We start from the raw sequence: 19,914 nt of genomic DNA, 5'->3' as shown, positions 1-19,914 counted from the left end.
TTCCTCCCGTTCTTACGGAAAAATTTGACCGGTTGATAGGTGTTAACCTTGCTCTTTGTGAATTGGTTTGCCCGGAAATCCCATGCAAAAAAGGTTTCTCCACTTTAAATCTGCCTGTAGGAATAGCGCCTTTCTTGTTAATTTGGTTTATTTCTGGCCTTGCGAGTAAGGATTATTCATTGATTAAAATCTTTTTAGGATAAGGGTATGAGTACATGTAAACTCACTAGTGTAAACATTTCTTAATAAAATACAAAACCTTAACTTAGGTCCAAATTTCTAAATCCTTGCAATTTTCAGACGAACAAATATTAGCACTTGCCCCCGATGAATCATCCAAAAAATCGGGCAAAGATTTAGCTAATCCTGCCAAATGGATTAGCAAAGGAGCTAATGAGATGGCATTATGGGGCGAATGCCAGGGGAGCGGCAGCAAGCCATATCAAACACAAATTGATATAGTAAACCTTGCTTTTAAATGCTCTTGTCCCAGCCGCAAATTCCCCTGTAAACACGGAATAGGTTTATTATTATTATACTCAAGGCAGGCAAAAGATTTTTCAATCTCTGAAGGACCGGCTTGGGTGAGTGAATGGATTAATAAACGTGCAGAAAAAGAAGAGAATAAAACAGACAAAAAAGATAAGCCAGTTGATGAAGCTGCTCAGGCAAAGCGGCAAAAGGCCCGTGAACAAAAAGTTGATGACGGCTTAGATGAGCTTCTGCTTTGGATTAAAGATATTATTCGGAATGGCATCATTAATATTCCTGAAAAGACCGCTGCTTATTATGAAAACGTAGCGCGGAGAATGGTCGACGCACAGGCACCTGGTTTAGCTGGCATGGTCCGCGTTCTGGAGGATATTAATTTTTATAAAGAAGGATGGCAAACTTTATTCCTGGATCAAATAGTAAAAATATATCTAGTGATTCAGGGATATAAAAATACCGGATCATTAAATGAAACACTGCAGAATGATATCCGCAGTCTTATTGGGTTTACACAGAACCAGGATGAACTGAAGGTAAAGCAGGGCATTCGAGATGATTGGTTTGTATTAGGTAAACAGGTAAGTCAGGAAGAACAACTCACTGTTGAACGTAACTGGCTATTTGGCATACACACAAACCAATATGCGTTGGTACTCCAGTTTTATGTACGCAACCAAGTGCCATCTGTTACATTAACGCCAGGATTAGTTACAGACGCCGAACTTGTTTTCTATAGTAGTTCTTTTCCAATCCGTGCATTAGTAAAACAACAATTCAGCACAAAAAATCTATTACCTGTTAAGGCTTTTCAGAACTGGGAAGAGGTTGTGGCAAAAGAAACAGCAAACAACAGCTTTTATCCTTTTGCAGAAGCATATCCATTCGTGATACAGCAGTTGAAACCTGTACATTTTAATAATCAATGGTGGCTACAGGATGCTGATCAGAAAATGATGGCTGTTGCAGAAAATTATCAAGGCATATGGAAACTTCTATCAATAAGTGGAGGTGAGGCACTACCTGTTGCTGTGCTAGGTAAAGAGAATAAATACACACCATTGGGTGCATGGTATAATCATGAGTACAAAATATTTTAATGCAATTTTGGGATAACATCATAAATACAGCTTTATTGGGCACCGATAAAAAACAGGTGAATGCAGGTGAATTATGTCCTGACCTGTCTTCAATATTTGGCGATGTGAGTTCAAATGAAACACTTGACAAAGAAGAAAAATTCCTTCACATTGCAGCAATAGCATTTAATTACCGGCAGAGCGGTATTACACCTGTTCTGCGGAAAGAAATTACGATCAAGGTTGCACAGCCAGAAGAACTGCCCTATTGTAATAAGCAGACATTACAGATATTAAAGGAAATACTGGATGAAGAAAGTATTCCATTACTAAAATTCTGGTTACAGCAATGTGTTGTTAATCAACAATTAGTAATTCTCGATTTAATACCAACCTTATTAGATATTGGTCGTCATCATAAAACATTACGGCCGTTTATAACCGCGTGCTGTGGCAAGCGTGGTGAATGGCTAAGTGAATTCAATCCTGATTGGAATTTTTCTGTTCGGGCAACGGCAGAAGAATTATGGCAAACAGGAACACCCGATGAAAGAAAAAAAGTATTGCAACTGCTTCGTGAAACTGATCCTACAAAAGCAAGGGAATGGCTAACGCAATCCTGGTCAACAGAAAATGCAAATAGTAAAGCGGAATTATTAAAGCAATTAAAGATCAATATCTCAGCTGAAGATATCAATTGGCTCGAAAGTTTATTAAATGAAAAAAGCCAAAAGGTAAAAGATGAAATACTTCATTTATTAAAGTTGATTCCGACATCAGGTATTATTCTGCAATATTGGAACCTGCTGCAGCAAAGCATTGAGCTGAAAAAAGAAAAAAAATTGCTGGGTTTATCTTCCAAAACAGTTTTACAAATAAAATTACCAAATGTAATTGATGAAAGCATTTTTAAAACAGGCATCGAAAAATTAAGTAGTCAAAAAAATATAAGCGAGGAAGAATATATTATCTATCAGCTTATTAGTCTTACGCCGCCTAATTTATGGCAGGAACATTTTAATGATACAGCTGAAAATGTATACATTCTTTTTAGCAATAATAAAGACCTGGAAAGATATCTTCCCGCTTTAGGCCTTGCTACTGGGAGATTTAAAAATAATGAATGGGCCATTCTGTTTATCAAGGAAGAAAGCAAATATTATCAGGATTTGCTTCCCCTACTTACAAAAGATATACGAATAAAATATTTATTAAATAAAATTGAAGCTTTTGCTGATTCAGTTATTCAATTTCTCAGTAACGAAAATGAAGAATGGAGCCCTGAATTAACAAGTGTTATTTTTAAACATACAGCAAAAAATCCTTACCAGTATAACCGTAATTTTTATAATGAACACATTCACCTTATTCCGGCAACGATTATTAAAGAGCTCGAAAAATATGCGCCACCCGAAGAGTACAACGCTAAAATGTGGAGTAATATGTGTGAGTATATTATAAAACTTATACAATTAAAACAGCAAATATTATCAGCTTTTAATCAATAATAAAACTCAACAGTAAAAATAAAAATATGGCAACAATCCTACGTCAACATGCAGAGCAACTATTTGCAGAAGAACTGGAAGAACTGCATAAGCAGGATTCTGATAAACGCCCGCAAAACTGGAAACTCTCTCCTCAGTCTGTAGTAACCTATCTTATAGGCGGGAAATTAAAAAACGGTTTTGAAATTACCCCAAAATATATAGGCAATAAAAGGCTAATGGAAATAGCTGTTGCTACACTCACTACAGACAGGGCTTTGTTATTATATGGGCTGCCTGGTACTGCTAAAAGCTGGGTCAGTGAACACCTGGCTGCAGCAATCAGCGGCGATTCTACCTTAATCATCCAAGGCACAGCAGGTACTAGTGAAGAGTCGGTGCGCTATGGATGGAACTATGCAAAATTGCTTGCAGAAGGACCATCAGAAAATGCCCTGGTGGAAACACCAGTTGTACGTGCAATGAAAGATGGCAAAATTGCCAGGATTGAAGAGTTGACAAGAATAGGCGCCGATGTACAGGACACATTAATCACCATCCTTTCAGAAAAAACTTTGCCTGTTCCTGAATTAAATATAGAAGTGCAGGCAATACGCGGCTTTAATATTATTGCTACAGCAAACAACAGGGACAAGGGTGTGAACGAATTATCAAGCGCTTTAAAACGCCGATTCAATACCGTGATACTTCCCGTGCCGGATTCAATAGAAGAAGAAATAGATATTGTAAAACGCCGTGTAGAAAGTTTTGAAAAAATAATGGAATTACCCGCCGAGCCACCGGCTCTAAAAGAGATCCGGCGTATTGTAACCATCTTTCGCGAAATGCGCAGTGGTGTTACAATTGATGGTAAAACAAAAATCAAAATACCCAGTGGTTCTTTAAGTACTGCTGAAGCTATCTCTGTTGTGAACAATGGTTTAGCGATGGCTGCTTATTTTGGTGATGGCCAGTTAAATGCCGCCGATCTCGCCGCTGGTATTATTGGTTCCATAGTGAAAGATCCTGTGCAGGATAAAATTGTCTGGCTGGAATATCTTGAAACGGTTGTTAAGCCACGAGAAGATTGGAAAGATATTTACAGGGCATGCAGGGATATGGGTTCGTAAAATTATTTATGAAGCCTGCTTTTGAATATGTATGAAGCATTCTTGCGTCGCACTCTTGTACTGCATAATATGTTTCAGCAACAAACAGTCAGGTTTCCATATTAAGTCCTGTTTTATAGCTGATCGCTTTTGACTCAAAATTGTTCCGAACGTACAAGTGAGGAATTTGGGTGACGAAGTAACAAATCCGTAACAAGGAACGATCATAATTGTACAAGGCCCATAACTAAATTTTCACCTTAGAGTACCTCATTCTTTATTAGAGATATAAATATAAAATGGCTGTTCATATTTTAGGCATACGGCATCATGGTCCTGGTTCGGCAAGAAATGTAAAAGCATTTCTTGAAGAGATTCAACCAGATATTGTGCTGGTGGAAGGTCCGCCGGAGGCAGATGCTATCTTGCAATGGGCAACGCATGACGAGTTAAAACTACCTGTTGCCATACTCGCTTATCAACCCGATAATCCACAGCAATCGGTCTTCTATCCTTTTGCAGAATTTTCACCGGAATGGCAGGCGATTATTTATGCGAGGAAAAAGAATATTCATGTCCGGTTTATGGACTTGCCCATCGGGCATCAGTTTGCATTAGAGCAGGAAACAAAAAATGAAGCATTGAAAAACGATGCTCCAGTTTCATTAAATAATAACGCTGAAACAATTGATGAAGAAAAAGCGATAGAAGAAATTAAAATTGATCCTATTAGCTATCTCGCATTAGCAGCAGGTTATGATGATGGCGAAAAATGGTGGGAACAAATGTTTGAATACCGTAACGACAATGACCAGGTTTTTGATGCAGTGGCAGAAGCTATGCAGGTTTTACGGGAAGCATTTCCAAAGAAAGAAGACAGAATAGAAAAATTACGTGAAGCGCACATGCGCAAAACCATCAGGCAGGCTGAAAAAGAAATGTTTCAAAACATTGCTGTGATTTGTGGTGCATGGCACGCTCCTGCTTTATTAAACATGCCCAAACAAAAAGATGATAATGAACTGCTGAAGGGATTACCAAAAGCAAAAGTGGATTGTACCTGGATACTATGGACCTATAACCGTTTAAGTTTTTACTGTGGTTATGGTGCAGGCATTGCTTCTCCCGGCTGGTATGATCATATATGGAAGTATCCCAAAGATGATGGAACAAGATGGATGGCTAAAGTAGCCAAGCTGTTGCGCAAAAAACAAATGGATACTTCTGTTGCGAATGTAATAGAAGCTGTGCGGTTGGCGGAGTCATTGGCATCTTTACGTCACTTGTCAAAAGCTGGTTTGGAGGAATTGAATGAAGCAACATTGAGTGTTTTGTGCAATGGAGAAACCATTTTATTGCAACTGATCCAAGATGAACTGATTGTAGGTAACCGCATTGGTGTAGTGCCTGCGGATATACCCAAGCCACCACTGCAAAACGATATAGAAAAAATACAAAAACGATTGCGGCTTCCACCCACGGCGGATTTTAAAGATTATATACTGGACCTGCGGAAAGAAAATGATTTAGAAAGAAGTATTTTTTTACATCGTTTGCAATTGCTCGAAATAAAATGGGGGAACAAGTATGCTGTCTCCGGCAAAGGAACTTTCAAAGAACAATGGCGGCTACAGTGGGACCCTGCTTTTTCTATTGACATTATTGAAAAGGGAACCTGGGGCAACACAGTTGAAGAAGCCGCTACGAAATTTGTATCAGAAAAAGCGGTAAAAGCAAATGCATTGACAGAAGTATGTGCATTGCTTGAAAATACTATTCCTGCTGAAATGCCTGTGGCCATTGAAGTGCTTATCAACCGCGTTAATAACCTTGCGGCTGCTGCCGGTGATGTCATCCAGTTAATGGAGGTAATACCCAATCTTGTTACCGTAAACCGTTATGGCAACGTAAGAAAAACAGATGCAGAATTGGTGCTGGGTATTATCAACAGCATGATCATAAGAATCTGTATCAGCCTGCCTGCCGCTTGCACTGCAGTTGATGAAACTGCCTCGCAGCATTTGCTAGAACTATTCTATAAAATGAATGATGCTATTAATGTGCTTCAGCAAATGGAGATCACACTGCAATGGAAGCAAACTTTATCCTCCATTGTCAAAAACAAAAATACTTCGCCGATTATTGCAGGTTATGCAACAAGATTATTGACAGATCATAAATTACTGAAGGGAGAAGAGCTGGTACATGTATTTTATTATGCTATGTCTGCCGCAACGCCGCCAGCCACAGCCGCTGCGTGGCTCGAAGGCTTTTTAAAAGGAAGCGGCACCATACTGTTAATTGATAACGACCTGTGGAGTGTAGTTGATAATTGGGTAAAGGAACTGGACGATAATGTATTTAATGAAATATTGCCTTTGTTGCGCAGAACTTTTTCCGGTTTCACAAATGCTGAAAGAAGAAAACTGGGCGAGAAAGTTAAAAAAAGTGATTCGGTAAATACCGGAATTATTGCGCAACAATTAGAAAGTAATTTTGATTTTGAAAGAGCGAAACAAGGAATACCTGTTGTGATGCAATTATTAGGTTACCGGCAGCAGTAACACAGATGAAGCATCGTTGCGTCGCACACTTGTACTCCTGGAATTTTGCTGAGCAACATTCACTATACATAGCTTGCAAAAAGTGCAGCGGGATAGCATTGGAATTGCTCAATAGAATTGTTACCGTACAAGAGTGCGACGCAAGAGAAGTATCATGCATATTCTTAGCTTGGTTAATAAAATACATAAAATGAGCAACGAACAGCATACACGTAAATGGCGCTTAATATTGGGCGGTCAGCAAAATGACGGCACCGGATTTTCGCTGCAGGAAACAGATGTTTCTATTGATAAAACACTTGAAGCATTGTACGACAATGATAAACAGGGCGGGCTTGGGCCTTCTTCCCCAAATGTTAGCAGGTGGCTGGGCGATATACGTACATTTTTCCCATCAACAGTAGTGCAGGTAATGCAGCAGGATGCATTAAAACGTTTGAACCTAACACAAATGTTGTTTGAAAAAGAGATGCTGGAAAATGTTGAAGCTGATGTACAACTTGTAGCAACCCTGATGAGTTTAAGCAGGGTGATACCTGATAAAACGAAGGATACAGCGAGACAGGTGGTTCGCAAAGTAGTAGATCAACTTTTAAAGAAACTGGCACAACCCACACAGCAGGCTATCATTGGCAGTTTGAACAGGAGTGCAAGAAACAGGAGGCCGCGGCATAATGAGATAAACTGGTATACAACTATTTTAAAGAACCTAAAACATTACCAACCTGAATACAAAACCATTATCCCTGAAACACGCATTGGTTATGGCCGTAAAAGATCATCATTGAAAGATGTTGTGCTTTGTCTTGATCAAAGCGGGTCTATGGGAACTTCCGTGGTTTACTCCGGCATCTTTGGTTCTGTGATGGCATCTATACCTGCCATTAAAACAAAGATGGTTGTATTTGATACGGCTGTTGTGGACCTTACAGAAGAGCTGAATGATCCTGTAGATTTATTATTTGGTGTACAGTTAGGTGGCGGTACAGATATCCATGCAGCCTTAACATATTGTCAGCAGATCATTACCAAGCCAATGGATACTGTTTTGGTATTAGTAACAGACCTGTACGAAGGTGGTAATGCAGAGGGAATGCGTAAGCGGGCTGGAGAGCTTGTTGCAGCGGGTGTGCAGCTCATTGTATTACTTGCTTTGAATGATGATGGTGCGCCGGGATATGACCACGGCAATGTACAGTTTTTCTCTAATCTCGGCATTCCCATTTTTGCATGCACGCCAGATAAATTTCCTGATCTTATGGCTGCTGCATTAAGTAAACAGGATATTAGTCAATGGGCGGCGAAAGAAGATATTGTGATGAAAAAGTAAGATTCTTTTATTTACGAATTTTTGATGACTACTTAGCTCACTACTTTCGGTGACGCATGAAGGAATATTAGTGTAGTTAGTTTTTTATTGAAAAATGAATGCCCCCAAATTACTTGTAAAGTAACCTTCCCCGTTTTTAGGGGGTCAATTTAAAATGGCGGAAGGGGGTCAGTTTCCCGTGGCGAAAGGGGGTCAATTTGACTGGATTTTCCAATTTGGTAGCACACTCTGGCGGTAGGGGGTCAGTTTACGCTGGTATTAGGGGGTCAATTTGACTGGATTTTCCAGAATATGTTAGCTTGTCAAAATCTGCTTTGTACAAAAAAACTTTAGAAAGGAATATTCCAAATTTCAAAAAAGGCAAGAAACTTTACTTTAATCGAAGTGAATTATATGTGTGGATTACAGAAAGCAAAATCACCACGTATGTATAAATTGAAATACAGGCAACGAATTAAATCAAATTACCTAAACGCAATAAAAATACTTTCCGCAAATAATGGCAGAGGAATTTAAACTACTACTTCTCTTGACTTAGAAAGCCTCTCTTTAAAAGCATTTGCAATTACTGCTTTAATAAAAGGAGAAGCATTCTGGAAAGTTGTTTTTCCCTTGATGTATTCCATCTCGAAATTAAAAATCAATTTCGCAAAACATTCGTCAGCGAATGAATTAGAAACAGTTTCAACTCCGGTAAAGTCAAATACAAATTTGTCTGTTTCACCGAATGAAGAAATGATTTTTTCACGAACTGAAGCACCAGCGAACCTTGTTCCAAGGTGTGTTCCGATTTGACCAAACTCTATTAACATAATGGTCTTAGTTTAAAAATAAGGTGGTAAAGTTACCATAGGTCACTGTTTATTCCAAATACTTTTTCTATAAATTCCTGATAGTCGTCAGGTAAACTATGATGCGCCGGTAAAATTTGTTTATAATCTACTGGTATGTCAGTATTTATACGTAGAAATACGAAAGTTCCGTGCCAAAAGCTTCCTTTTGTAACGCTGAAAGGCTTATCATTATTATGGAGATAGTAATTTCCAGATTAAATTAATAAACTTCCAGCATTTTGCCTAATAAATTCTGATGAAGCAAAAAGCCCAAAACCCATGCCCGCACCACTTGTGACCCTGTTTTGTATGCAAAGACCTAATGCCTCTTCTTCTGAAATATTTTGATATTTGCTACCAGGATATGTTGTTAAGGCTCTGTGAATCCCAATTCCTGTGTCACAAATAATCATCCTTATTTCTTTTTGCTTGGGGAAAAATTGCTCTGAAACCCAACCTGTTGATAATTTTGAATGGACAAGAAAATTATCCATAATCTCATTTAGACACCAGTACAGCATCTGCAATACTTCAACATTAATCCCACCATTTTTATGCAAAATAATTGCTAACTCGTCCTGCAACTTGTAAATACTATCTTTATCAAAGGTTGATATTTCTGTAAATTTTCCAGTACCGCTATATCTTGTAAAGTCTTCAGGGAAATCGAGCCCCAATTGATGAAAGAAATTTACCCTGCTTGCATACTTAACTTTTTCATCATTTGAATCTGCATATACTCTTCCTGATACTTTTACACCATTCATTTTTAATTGTTGGATTGCTGCAACAACCAATAATAAAAAATCAGAATAAAGGAACCTATAATAAGTGATAAGGTGAATTGTAATCTCTACTTCATCGTCGCTAACGGCAGCAAATGCAGGAGAAATATCATCAACCAATTGTTGGTGAGATGTATACTTTCTAAAATCAATATCGATAACGTATTTCGTCATTCATTAAGTGTTAGTTATTCTTCGCCCTTTGCCCAAATATCGGCAAGCATTTCTGCCTGTTGCAATACAGTCTGAACAGCCTGTTCTTGTTTATCAGGCGGATAACCGTATTCTCTAAGAACCCTGCGGACAATTACACGAAGTTTAGCCCTAACATTTTCCTTTATCTGCCAATCAATTGAAGTATTCGCTCTAACTCTATCAACCAGAATTTTTGCTATATCTCTCAATGCATCATCTTTTTTAAATTCTTTTGCAGAACCATTATCACAAATCGCATCATAAAATGCCAATTCATCAACTGAAAGATGGAGTTGTTCTCCTCTCTTGTCGGATGCCCTAACATCTTTTGCTATTGCGATTAATTCGCTTATGATTTCTGCTGCTGTGAGTAAATTATTTTGATATTTTTTGATAGCATTTTCTAACATCTGAGACAGCTTCTTACTTTGAATGAGATTAAATTTTGACCGGGTTTTTAATTCATCATTCAAGATTTTTCTAAGTAATTCCAACGCAAGATTTTTGTGTTTCATTCCTTTTATTTCTTCAAGGAAGTCATCACTTAAAATTGAAATATCCGGCTTCTTAATACCGGCTGCATCAAATATATCAATTACACCTTCAGATACTATTGCTTTATCTACTAACTGCCTGATGGCTGTTTCTATATCTTCATCACTTCTTCCTGAACCACTACTTTCAAATTTTGGTAATCTTGCCTTTACAGCCTGAAAGAAAGAAACTTCTGCTGCAATAATTTCTGCTTCGGGTGAAGATTTCGATAAAGCAAATACTTTAGAAAGAAGGGTTACCTCTCTAATGAATCTTTCTTTCCCTTCTTTTACTCAAATAACATGCTCTTCGGAAGTAAGGATAATACTTAGTTTTTCTTATAATGGAGCAGTGAAATAAGTTGAATAATCATAGCCATGCATGATTTGCCGGACAACCTCTAACTTTTCCATCATTGCATTAATTGCTTCATCAATATCCAAAGTAGGTTTACCTGCTCCCCCACTTTCTGTATAAACAGCTAAAGCTTTTCTTAAATCCTGGGCAATACCAATGTAGTCAACAATCAGCCCCCCAGGCTTGTCTTTATAAACCCTGTTAACCCTTGCAATAGCCTGCATCAAACTGTGGCCTTTCATTGGTTTATCCACATACAAAGTATTTAAACATGGAGCATCAAAACCAGTAAGCCACATATCCCTTACAATAACAATTTGCAAACTATCTTTAGGTTCCTTCAATCTTTCCCCAATTGCCTTTCGTTTTTCCTTATTACGAATATGTGGCTGAAAATTTTTCGGGTCGGAGGAAGAGCCCGTCATGATTACTTTTATAAAACCTTTGTCATCATCTGCATTATGCCAATCTGGTTTGAGTTTAATAATTTCATTAAAAAGAGATACAGCAATTCTTCTACTCATCGCTACAATCATTGCCTTTCCCTCAAATACCTGCTGCCTTGTTTCAAAATGCTGGACTATATCTTTTGCAACTGCTTCCAAACGATTTGTTTGCCCAACAATGGCTTCAATCCGTGTCCATTTAGCTTTGGCGTTGTTTACCGCATATTCGGCTGCATCTTCAGCAAGAATATTCAGTTCATCATCTATATTGTCTTTTTTTTCTTCTAATAAATGTACTTGTGCCAATCTGCTTTCGTAATAAATACGAACCGTTGCTCCATCATCTACCGCCTGTTGTATATCGTAAATGTCAATGTAGTCGCCAAAGACAGTTTTTGTATTTCGGTCTGTTAGCTCAACAGGTGTTCCAGTAAAGCCGATGTAGGTTGCACCAGGCAAAGCATCCCTCATGTGCTTCGCAAAGCCATAGCTTGTTTTTGTACCAATTTCATTACCCTCATTGTCCTTTACATAGGTGTCTTTAGCTTCAAAACCATATTGCGTTCGATGTGCTTCATCTGCAATTACAATAATATTTTTCCGGTCACTTAAAAGTGGAAATTTTTCTTCTTCACCTTCAGGAAAGAATTTTTGGACTGTGGTAAATACAATCCCACCCCCTGCTACTTTTAATTTTGACTTTAAATCTTCTCTATTTTCAGCTTGGGATGGGTCTTGTCTTAACAACTGCCGGCAGACGGCAAAGGTGTCGAACAATTGGTCGTCTAAATCGTTTCTATCAGTGATTACAACCACAGTTGGATTATCCAGTTGTAATACCAGTTTAACCGCATAAAAAACCATGGAAAGTGATTTGCCACTTCCTTGTGTATGCCATATTACGCCTGCTTTTCTATTACCATATTCTTCTGATGCAATTATTGACGATTGTATAGCTTTGTTTACCGCATAATATTGATGATATGCCGCTACCTTTTTTTCGGTATCTACAAAAATTTGTTTTGTTGCAAGGTCTTCTTTAGTTGTTTTTTCAAATACAATAAAATGCCTGAGCAAGTCGATAACAGTTTCTTTATTCAACATGCCAACAATAAGAGTTATCATCTGGCTTTCCAAATGAGATGCTTCCCTTTTACCGTCTTTCGTTTTCCTTGCCATAAAACGGGTAAAGGCAGAAGTTAGTGTACCAGTTTTCGCTTCCAAACCATCAGTGGCTAGAAGCAGAGCATTATAATAAAATAAAGATGGAATTGCATCTTTGTAATTCATGAATTGTGTATACGCTTTTTTTACTGTAGCCTTTTCGTCTCCTGGATTTTTTAGTTCAATCATTATTAAAGGAATACCATTGATGAAAAGAATTATATCTGGTCGTTTATTTTTATTGCTTTCAATAATTGTAAACTGGTTTACACAAAGAAATTCATTTCCTGTACCCCCGGGACAAAAGTCAAGCAAAAAAACTTTATCTCCACTTGTTCCATTTTCAGAATCATATTCTACATCCACTCCATTCACAAGATAATTATGAAAATCTTCGTTGCTTTTCAATAAGTCTGAAGTGCCAATTCTTAGCACTTTTTGTAATGCTTCATCCTGGGCAGGATATGGCACATCAACATTGATTCTTGCAATTGCCTGCCTTAGCCGTTCTTTTAAAATAATATCCTGGAAATTATCTCTTTCCGGAAACTCTCCATCAAATGCTATTTGTGGACCATAAAAATATTGCCAGCCGAGTGATTCTATTTCAGCTATTGCAAGTTCTTCTATATGGGATTCAGCTATTTTGGTCATTTTTGTTTATGAAATTGGTCTCGATACTCTATTAGCATTGGCATAATTGCTCTTACGCATAGGTAGCTCATATAACCAGCTAATTTATTTACAGGGACACCATTAAACTCATCACCCTTTTTTGTATCAGTATAATCCATTACTGATTTTACTACCAATGTTTTGAGATTATTATCTTGAAATAATTCATATGCCCGACCTATACTATAACTTTCCATTTCGAGACCACGAATTAAATTGTTTTTTTCTTGACTCAAAGTTTCCAGAAAGTCTTCGGTTTTTACCACCCAAGGACCACAAGCCATTACATCAAAATGAATTTCTACATTTCTTACATAGGGCTCCCATGTATTATTCAGTGTATCAACTAAAGCGAGCATACCTGCCTTTATTTTTTTAATTCTCTCAGTTGTATTAAGGTAGCTGATAAGTTTATCGTCAATTTTGGCATCCAAGTCCCTTTGAAGGAATTTGCCATCTTCTAAAGAACCAAATGAAAAATCATAAACCTTCTTAGGTATTATTATATCAAACATTTTTACTTTTGATTTTCTTCCCCCGCAAACTCCACTCATTATAAGATAATCGAGTTTATAATTATGAACGAGTTTTGATGAAGAGAATGCAGCGTCAACCATTCCCATTTCTTGCTGTTTGGCAACAATGAAGTTGTCCTTATAATCATTGAAGCTAGAGTGCTTTTTAAATGCTCCTTTTACAGTTTGTAAATCAATGATAGTTTGTGACTCTTCCTGAAGATTTGCTCTGAAAACATCATTCTCATCTTTGTCGAGTGCTGTTAATATGGCAAAATCAAAATGTTCAATTTTATTTATCCCTGCATCCTTCTCCTCAATTTCAAGTAAAGCCCCTACATTATTCAGGATAAACTGGTCATATTTATATTCCTCATCCAGAAAATCCATAGCATCAATATCTTGCCCGACTGCATCCCTGGAAAGCATATAGTAAGCTAGTTTATCATAGTAAAGCAATTTTTTAAGACTCTTTACAATACTATTACCATCGGATGAAGGATTTGAAGCCCTATTACCTTTGTGAATAAAAAGAATAAAGCTGAAATCAATTCTAACGTTGCCCAGTAGATTTGCAAAATCGTCAACTGAAGAAACCATATATACATATGCCTTGCTTCTCATGAAAGAATCATGCTTTAAAAGCAGTTCATAAAATGCTGCATCCTTGTCTGAATTTGCCTTTGCAATAACGACAATATTAATCTTCGATTTTGAATCCATGGCGTAGTAGATTTAAAGTAATAACGAAATTATTCCCTATAGCTAAACTTTCTTCAGCATTGTCAATACAAGAGCCTCCAAATTTTTCAGCAAAATATCTAACATTATGAGTTAATCCCCCTTCTTTTAATTTGCCCTCCACAACAAAAGGATGGTTTTGTTCTATTCGAATCTTTATTCCTGTATCAAAAAGTTCATAAGTAATTTGAACTTTCAAAGTCCCATCACAAATTCGTGATGCGTTTCCAATAATTTCTTCCATCATTTTCTCGAATATCTCAGTATGGATTGCAACCATCACGTTACCACCTTTTTGACTCGCTAATTCAGGATATATTTCAATTGCTGGATTTTTATCTGCTATATGTTGTAAAGAATCAAAAACAGAACAAGGGTATTGGTTACATAATTTGAAAAATCCTATTCTATCATTATCCTCCTTTAAAATATTTTTAACTAACTCTCTACTAATTCTTTTTACAGTTGTAATTTCCTTATTCAAGCTTGATAGTTCAGTCTGCAATTGGTTTTGCAAAAATTCATTAATGGATTCCAGTTCCGTAGTATAAAATAGGACACCAGGCCTTTTCTCTCCTAAAGTCGTCTCTATTAATTTATAGTACTTGCCTATATTTTCGTCAGTGATTATTTTTTCAATGTTAGGTTTTATATCACTTTCCACTAGACTGAGTACTTGCTGCAAAGCTTCCCTAATTACATGTAAGCTTGGTTTTGTACTGGAAGCATATTCAAATAACTTATTTAATTTTTCAGTTAATAAAAAATGTCTGCCTTGATACTTCCCATTCAAATAAAATTTCTTTAAGTTATAAAACGCTGTTGTAAGTAGTTCTTCTTCATGTAAATTTTGTTGCTTATAGTAATCTGTAAGTATTTTTATTATTTTCACACTTTCCTCCTCTACCTTATCATCGCTTCTCTTTATAACCTGATGTCTCTTTTCAAAGTCAAGTAATAGCTTTTCTGTAACGGTTTTGCTTTGGGCACTATTACCTTTCGCATAGAGCATATCCCATATTTTGAATTGGATAAGTTGCAACGCATCGTCATCAGAATAAGCTACAAGCTTTTCAAACCATTCTACATCTAAAAATTCCTGGCTATTAATCATTAAAAAAAGCTGAATCAACGATGATTTATTCCAGTTATAATTAGTTTCGAATAAATCCCCTTTATCAATTATAATACTCAAATACTTTTTGAGATGTTGGCCAAGTTCACTGAACATATTAATTATGAGGTCAACTAAATTCGGCTCATGCAGAATACAGATTAATATTAGTTCAACTTCTTTTTTATTTTCATCTTTCAGATACCATACTTCTTCGCTATTTATTCTTGCCAATAAGGTTTTAAAAGCTTCAAAATATTCTGGGTAAAACCTATAGCTATCAATCTTTCCAATAATATCCCGGGTATTAAAAATACCTTTTGTGTCAATTTCATTGGTCTGTTTAATCCTGGGTAAATAGGAAATATTCTCCAAAGTGTCTTTCGATGTAACAAGTATTTTTAAGTCTTTTATCCTTTTTTGTATATAACGGTTTACATCTTTAGGAGGGTTAACAATGTGTGTTCTGGTACTAACACTTTTTAAATAGCTTACTTCGCTACAAAAAGGGCAAGAAACACCTGGAGAATAAACCGGAATATGCAGATTAATACCAAATAAAACTTCTATGGGCACAATTCTTTCTTCCCCAAATTTATTATCTCGAATTGTATTAGCTAACTCTCTCTTTTCTTTCTTCCCTTTAAGACGCTTAACTTTTAATGATTTAAGCCTTGAATAAAACTCTCTATAGAAATCCTCAATTCTCGTAATAACTGATAACACGACAATTTCTTTGACGTCAAGAAATCCTATATTGTCTATTAATTGAACAAGCGACTCCCCAGTTAACGAGCCGGAATCAATAATCAATACTGATTTGTTTTTGGTTAATTCATTAAATCTTTTTGCAGGAAAAGGAAATCTCCAGCCCTTAGGTGTATCAAATCTTTGTAGTCCAATTATATTATCAGGGTGGGTATTAAAAATGTTACTTAGCTCAAAATGGCTGATTTTTTCAATACCCGAGAAAACAGGATAAAATATAAAGTCAGGATTAAAAACGTTTCTTTTAGAATGTATTTCTGTATCATTAATCATGTTTTCTTTGAGAGATAAAAGCTCGGTTGATATTTTCTCAATTTGACCATGATGAGTGTCACCTTCCAATATATTTTCAATTGATTGCAATTGGTTTTGAATACTTACGATTCGAATAACCAGATTTTCCTTTGCGTGGTTGGTCGCTCCTTTCTTATGCTTATCTTCTATTGCTTCTTTTAGCAGTTTTATTATGTACAGACCTTTATCAGATGCAAATAAAGTTCGCATGTCAGTCAAATAGCCATTATGTGTTAGATTTTGTTGAAAGTGGCCAATTTTAAAGAAAGAGGAATAAATATTCGTATCATTAATTAATACCGACGAATCAGGATATAATATCTTGTTTTGTTCCCCATGTTCAGCTTTCAGTTCAACAATTGTATTTAACAACGGATTTATTCTCTTTTTTTCAGCTATACCTCTATAAGGACCTTTAAATTTTCTCAAAACAACACCATCGTCATAAGATGCAAGAGTAAAAAAACGTTCCTCATCAGTTCCAAAAAACTCCGAAGGCATTTCTATTTTAATATCGATATCCTCATTGGGTATTCTCGTATCCGCAATTGAGAAAACAGCATTAACTGCAACTTTCTTTATCGTATCGAGCTTAAACAAAAGTTTTTTAACAAGACTACCAGTTGAAATAACATCATTTACTATTAAAATCCTGTCACTACCTTCTATTTTGTCGAAAGGTTTTTCGGTTTCAAATGAATAATAGCTTGACAACATTATCAAATCGGGAGCAGAGTCTGAACCACCAGCACCTTTATACTCCTTTCTTAAAAAAGAGTAATTATCATCCTCCTCAATTAAATCTCGAATTGCAACCCCTATCAATTGACTACTAACTGTAACTGTAATTATCTTTGAAAATCTATAGTCTGTTAACTCTTTACCCAAAGAAGTGTTTCTATATACATAGTAACAATAATTATCAAGAAGAGATTTCGCAAAATATCTTGCTACATATTTATCGTGCAGCAATTCATATAATGAAAGATATTGGAACTGATAGCCGCCATTCGAAGCCAGATAAACAAAATTTTCATTCTGAGAAGTTTCATCATAACCACTCTCAATGTATTGCTTCAAAAAAGCTGTAGTAGCTATTTCCTGTTTTTCAAGGAAGCGTTCTCTTAAATTACTGATGCCTGTATAAGTTGGATAGACTCTATCATTTGATTTTACAAAAAGGCTACCTTCTGTATTTTTCGGGTTGGTGAATCTTTCGGAAGGATAGTTATCATGGTTTTTACCAATCAAAAGCTGTGTTAACAATTTTTCATCGCTACTTTCTTTTAGGCCAACCCATTCAACTAAATCCTCATCATCTTTTGCATCAATTTTAAAATTTATGCAAGGGATTGGTTTATATAAATATGGCTCGGGAATCTTTATCTTTCTTTTTATGCCAACTATGTCAAAATACACATAATTCTCTTTTAAATCTTTTATTATTTTATCCTCATCTGATGGCAGATTTACAATTATTGCTTTTGTAACTTCATTTACTTTAGGAGTAAGAATTAAATAGTACAATATTTTAATCCACGACGCATTCCCGGTTCTCAAACCTGCAAAGTCAAAAAATATTATGCAGTTATTATTCTTGTGTTGGTCAAGAACTTTATTTATTTCATAGAAAAGCCTGTTGTAAATATCTTTTACATGGATTTCATTTTCTTCCTGTTTTAATTGCTCTATAATACTGTTATATAGAAACAGAATACTAACATATTCAAATTCGTTGGGGTAAAATTTTTCCTTTGGGTGCTCAGCGGGTATAAAAAGTTTATCAGTTAAACTGTATGCGTAATTTGAAAGTATTTCTGTATCTAATCGAACCGCAGGAATTACAGTATTGTCGTTTGGTTTTTCTTCCGGCAATTTTTCAGGTAAAACAATTGTATAAATAGTTCCCGGATAGAAAGCGGAATCTTTGCTCTTACCAAATTTTACAGCATCTCTAATTTTATAAGTGCTTTTTATTTTTGCAACAGGTTTATCGCCTTTATTTTCAATAAATATGCGGTCTGAAAAATCATAAATTAATTTTCCATTTCCACTTCTTGCAATTAGTAAACCTTTATATCGCCTAACCATATCAATCAGGAAATATAAGCCCCGTGGGACTAGCTCATAATATTCTATAGTTTTGTCTAAGGGATTTTTTGATGTATCCATCAAAAAAGCGTACTCAAGCATTTGCGAGTGCTTATTGGCTGCCTTAAAACCATCAGATAAATCCGGATTACTTAACAATTGATTTACGGCTTCTTCACCTCCCTTTTTATCCTCACCAGTTACCTTTTTAAATTCAACTTCAAGTGAATTATGGATCCCTTCTCCAAAATCGAGAAAAGTATATTCAAGAAATGAGCTGTTTTTAAATTCATTAAAACTCTCTAAATCCGCTTCTCTTGATTCAATGTTTTTATGCTTTGGCTGTTTTAGGGAAGCATTTATTGTCGACAATATCTTGCCTTTATCTTTATAAAAGTCTAGAGTTTCGGGAAGTTTTTCATCTAAAAAAGAAGGAATAAACTTTTTGCTTCCAGGATATTTCCACTTATTAGAGAGAAATGCGGTTATGTAGCACTCATGTATAAGGTTTTCATCTTTTGGGTTTTCAAACGAATGCTGTAATGAATTTATATATAGTTCTTGCGTAACAACATTGCTTAATATTTTACTTTCAAATGGAGTGTAACAAGCATATTGTTTTAATATTTGCTGAATATTGTTTTGCAATTCAAAGATGTTTCCTGTCTTCGCCTGAGCATCTAAATTATTATTGATTACATCATGAAAGTGAGTGTCGTACTTTATGTGTTGCCTGTTAGCTGAAAGGTCGAAGGGTGTAAAAGGTATAATTTGATGAATATTCTCTCTTAATCTTTCAGACTCTTTAAAATAGGTTTTAGGGTCAGCCATATTTACAAAGTCACTATCTTCTAACCCCGTTCTTGTAAAAAGGCCATAAACGGACATAAGGAAAGCTGAACTACGGCGACGCCTCTCAATTTTTTCTTCACTATCTTTGTATAAACTACCATCTGAATTTTTATAAATTGTAGCTACTTGCTGTAGTTTAGGTTTGCTGAGATAGTTTTCAATATTGTTCCTGAATGGGAGATTTACTTTTAGCTTTTTGCCGGACTCTTTTATATTTCTAATCCATGCAAATAAAAAAGCTATTTCTTCGGCTGATACCCATTCAGTAAGCGTCAAATCAAAAACCACCTCTGTAACATCCGGGGAAAAACTCCTTTTCCAATGACTTATTTTTCGTGGGTTACCTTCTGAATCTTTATAAGCTACATCTTCCCTCAACACAAAATCAAATTGCGCTTGGCAAAATTTGGGACCGAACTCAATTATGTGTCTTGTATCTGGCATATTGATTTTACATTTTTACTTTTGCTTCTCTGCTCATAAGTTTAGATA

Annotated in this window: 9 protein-coding genes and 1 pseudogene; 5 read left to right on the top strand and 5 right to left on the bottom strand. The window is 36.0% G+C overall.

What is annotated here, in order from left to right:
• Nucleotides 1-287 precede the first annotated feature (287 nt).
• The 5 genes from GD597_RS06380 to GD597_RS06360 all read left to right on the top strand — a co-directional run bounded on the left by GD597_RS06380 (nt 288) and on the right by GD597_RS06360 (nt 8,058).
• Nucleotides 288-1,589, top strand: coding sequence for an SWIM zinc finger family protein (locus GD597_RS06380; protein WP_171606995.1), 1,302 nt, complete (start codon nt 288-290; stop codon nt 1,587-1,589).
• Nucleotides 1,589-3,076: a DUF5691 domain-containing protein gene (locus GD597_RS06375; protein ID WP_171606994.1), complete on the top strand. Its 1,488-nt coding sequence runs from the start codon at nt 1,589-1,591 to the stop codon at nt 3,074-3,076. The genes GD597_RS06380 and GD597_RS06375 overlap by 1 nt, the downstream gene beginning before the upstream one ends.
• Before the next feature lie 26 nt (nt 3,077-3,102).
• Entirely contained in the window at nt 3,103-4,185 is a 1,083-nt protein-coding gene (locus tag GD597_RS06370; RefSeq protein WP_171606993.1) for an ATP-binding protein, read from the top strand.
• A 278-nt stretch (nt 4,186-4,463) separates the two neighbouring features.
• On the top strand, nt 4,464-6,728 hold the full coding sequence (locus GD597_RS06365) for a DUF5682 family protein (protein WP_171606992.1): 2,265 nt from the start codon (nt 4,464-4,466) through the stop codon (nt 6,726-6,728).
• Nucleotides 6,729-6,918: 190 nt separating this feature from the next.
• Nucleotides 6,919-8,058 carry a VWA domain-containing protein gene (locus tag GD597_RS06360; RefSeq protein ID WP_171606991.1) on the top strand — a complete coding sequence of 380 codons (1,140 nt, stop codon included), beginning with the start codon at nt 6,919-6,921 and terminating at the stop codon, nt 8,056-8,058.
• A gap of 512 nt (nt 8,059-8,570) precedes the next feature.
• On the opposite strand, the gene GD597_RS06355 is transcribed toward GD597_RS06360, so the two are convergent.
• The 5 genes and pseudogenes from GD597_RS06355 to GD597_RS06335 form a co-directional block, all read right to left on the bottom strand.
• On the bottom strand, nt 8,571-8,870 hold the full coding sequence (locus GD597_RS06355; protein WP_171606990.1) for an STAS-like domain-containing protein: 300 nt from the start codon (nt 8,868-8,870) through the stop codon (nt 8,571-8,573).
• A gap of 236 nt (nt 8,871-9,106) precedes the next feature.
• On the bottom strand, nt 9,107-9,850 hold the full coding sequence (locus tag GD597_RS06350; protein WP_171606989.1) for a hypothetical protein: 744 nt from the start codon (nt 9,848-9,850) through the stop codon (nt 9,107-9,109).
• A gap of 14 nt (nt 9,851-9,864) precedes the next feature.
• Nucleotides 9,865-13,026 (bottom strand): annotated as a pseudogene (locus GD597_RS06345) (type I restriction endonuclease subunit R).
• Entirely contained in the window at nt 13,023-14,285 is a 1,263-nt protein-coding gene (locus GD597_RS06340; protein WP_171606988.1) for a 5'-methylthioadenosine/S-adenosylhomocysteine nucleosidase family protein, read from the bottom strand. Before GD597_RS06340 ends, GD597_RS06345 begins: the two are co-directional and overlap by 4 nt.
• Nucleotides 14,263-19,866, bottom strand: a complete 5,604-nt coding sequence (locus GD597_RS06335) for a hypothetical protein (protein ID WP_171606987.1) — start codon at nt 19,864-19,866, stop codon at nt 14,263-14,265. Before GD597_RS06335 ends, GD597_RS06340 begins: the two co-directional genes overlap by 23 nt.
• Nucleotides 19,867-19,914 lie beyond the last annotated feature (48 nt).

This window comes from Limnovirga soli (assembly GCF_013106755.1).
GTDB classification, from domain to species: domain Bacteria; phylum Bacteroidota; class Bacteroidia; order Chitinophagales; family Chitinophagaceae; genus Limnovirga; species Limnovirga soli.
This window is presented reverse-complemented; position numbering and strand designations above follow the sequence as displayed.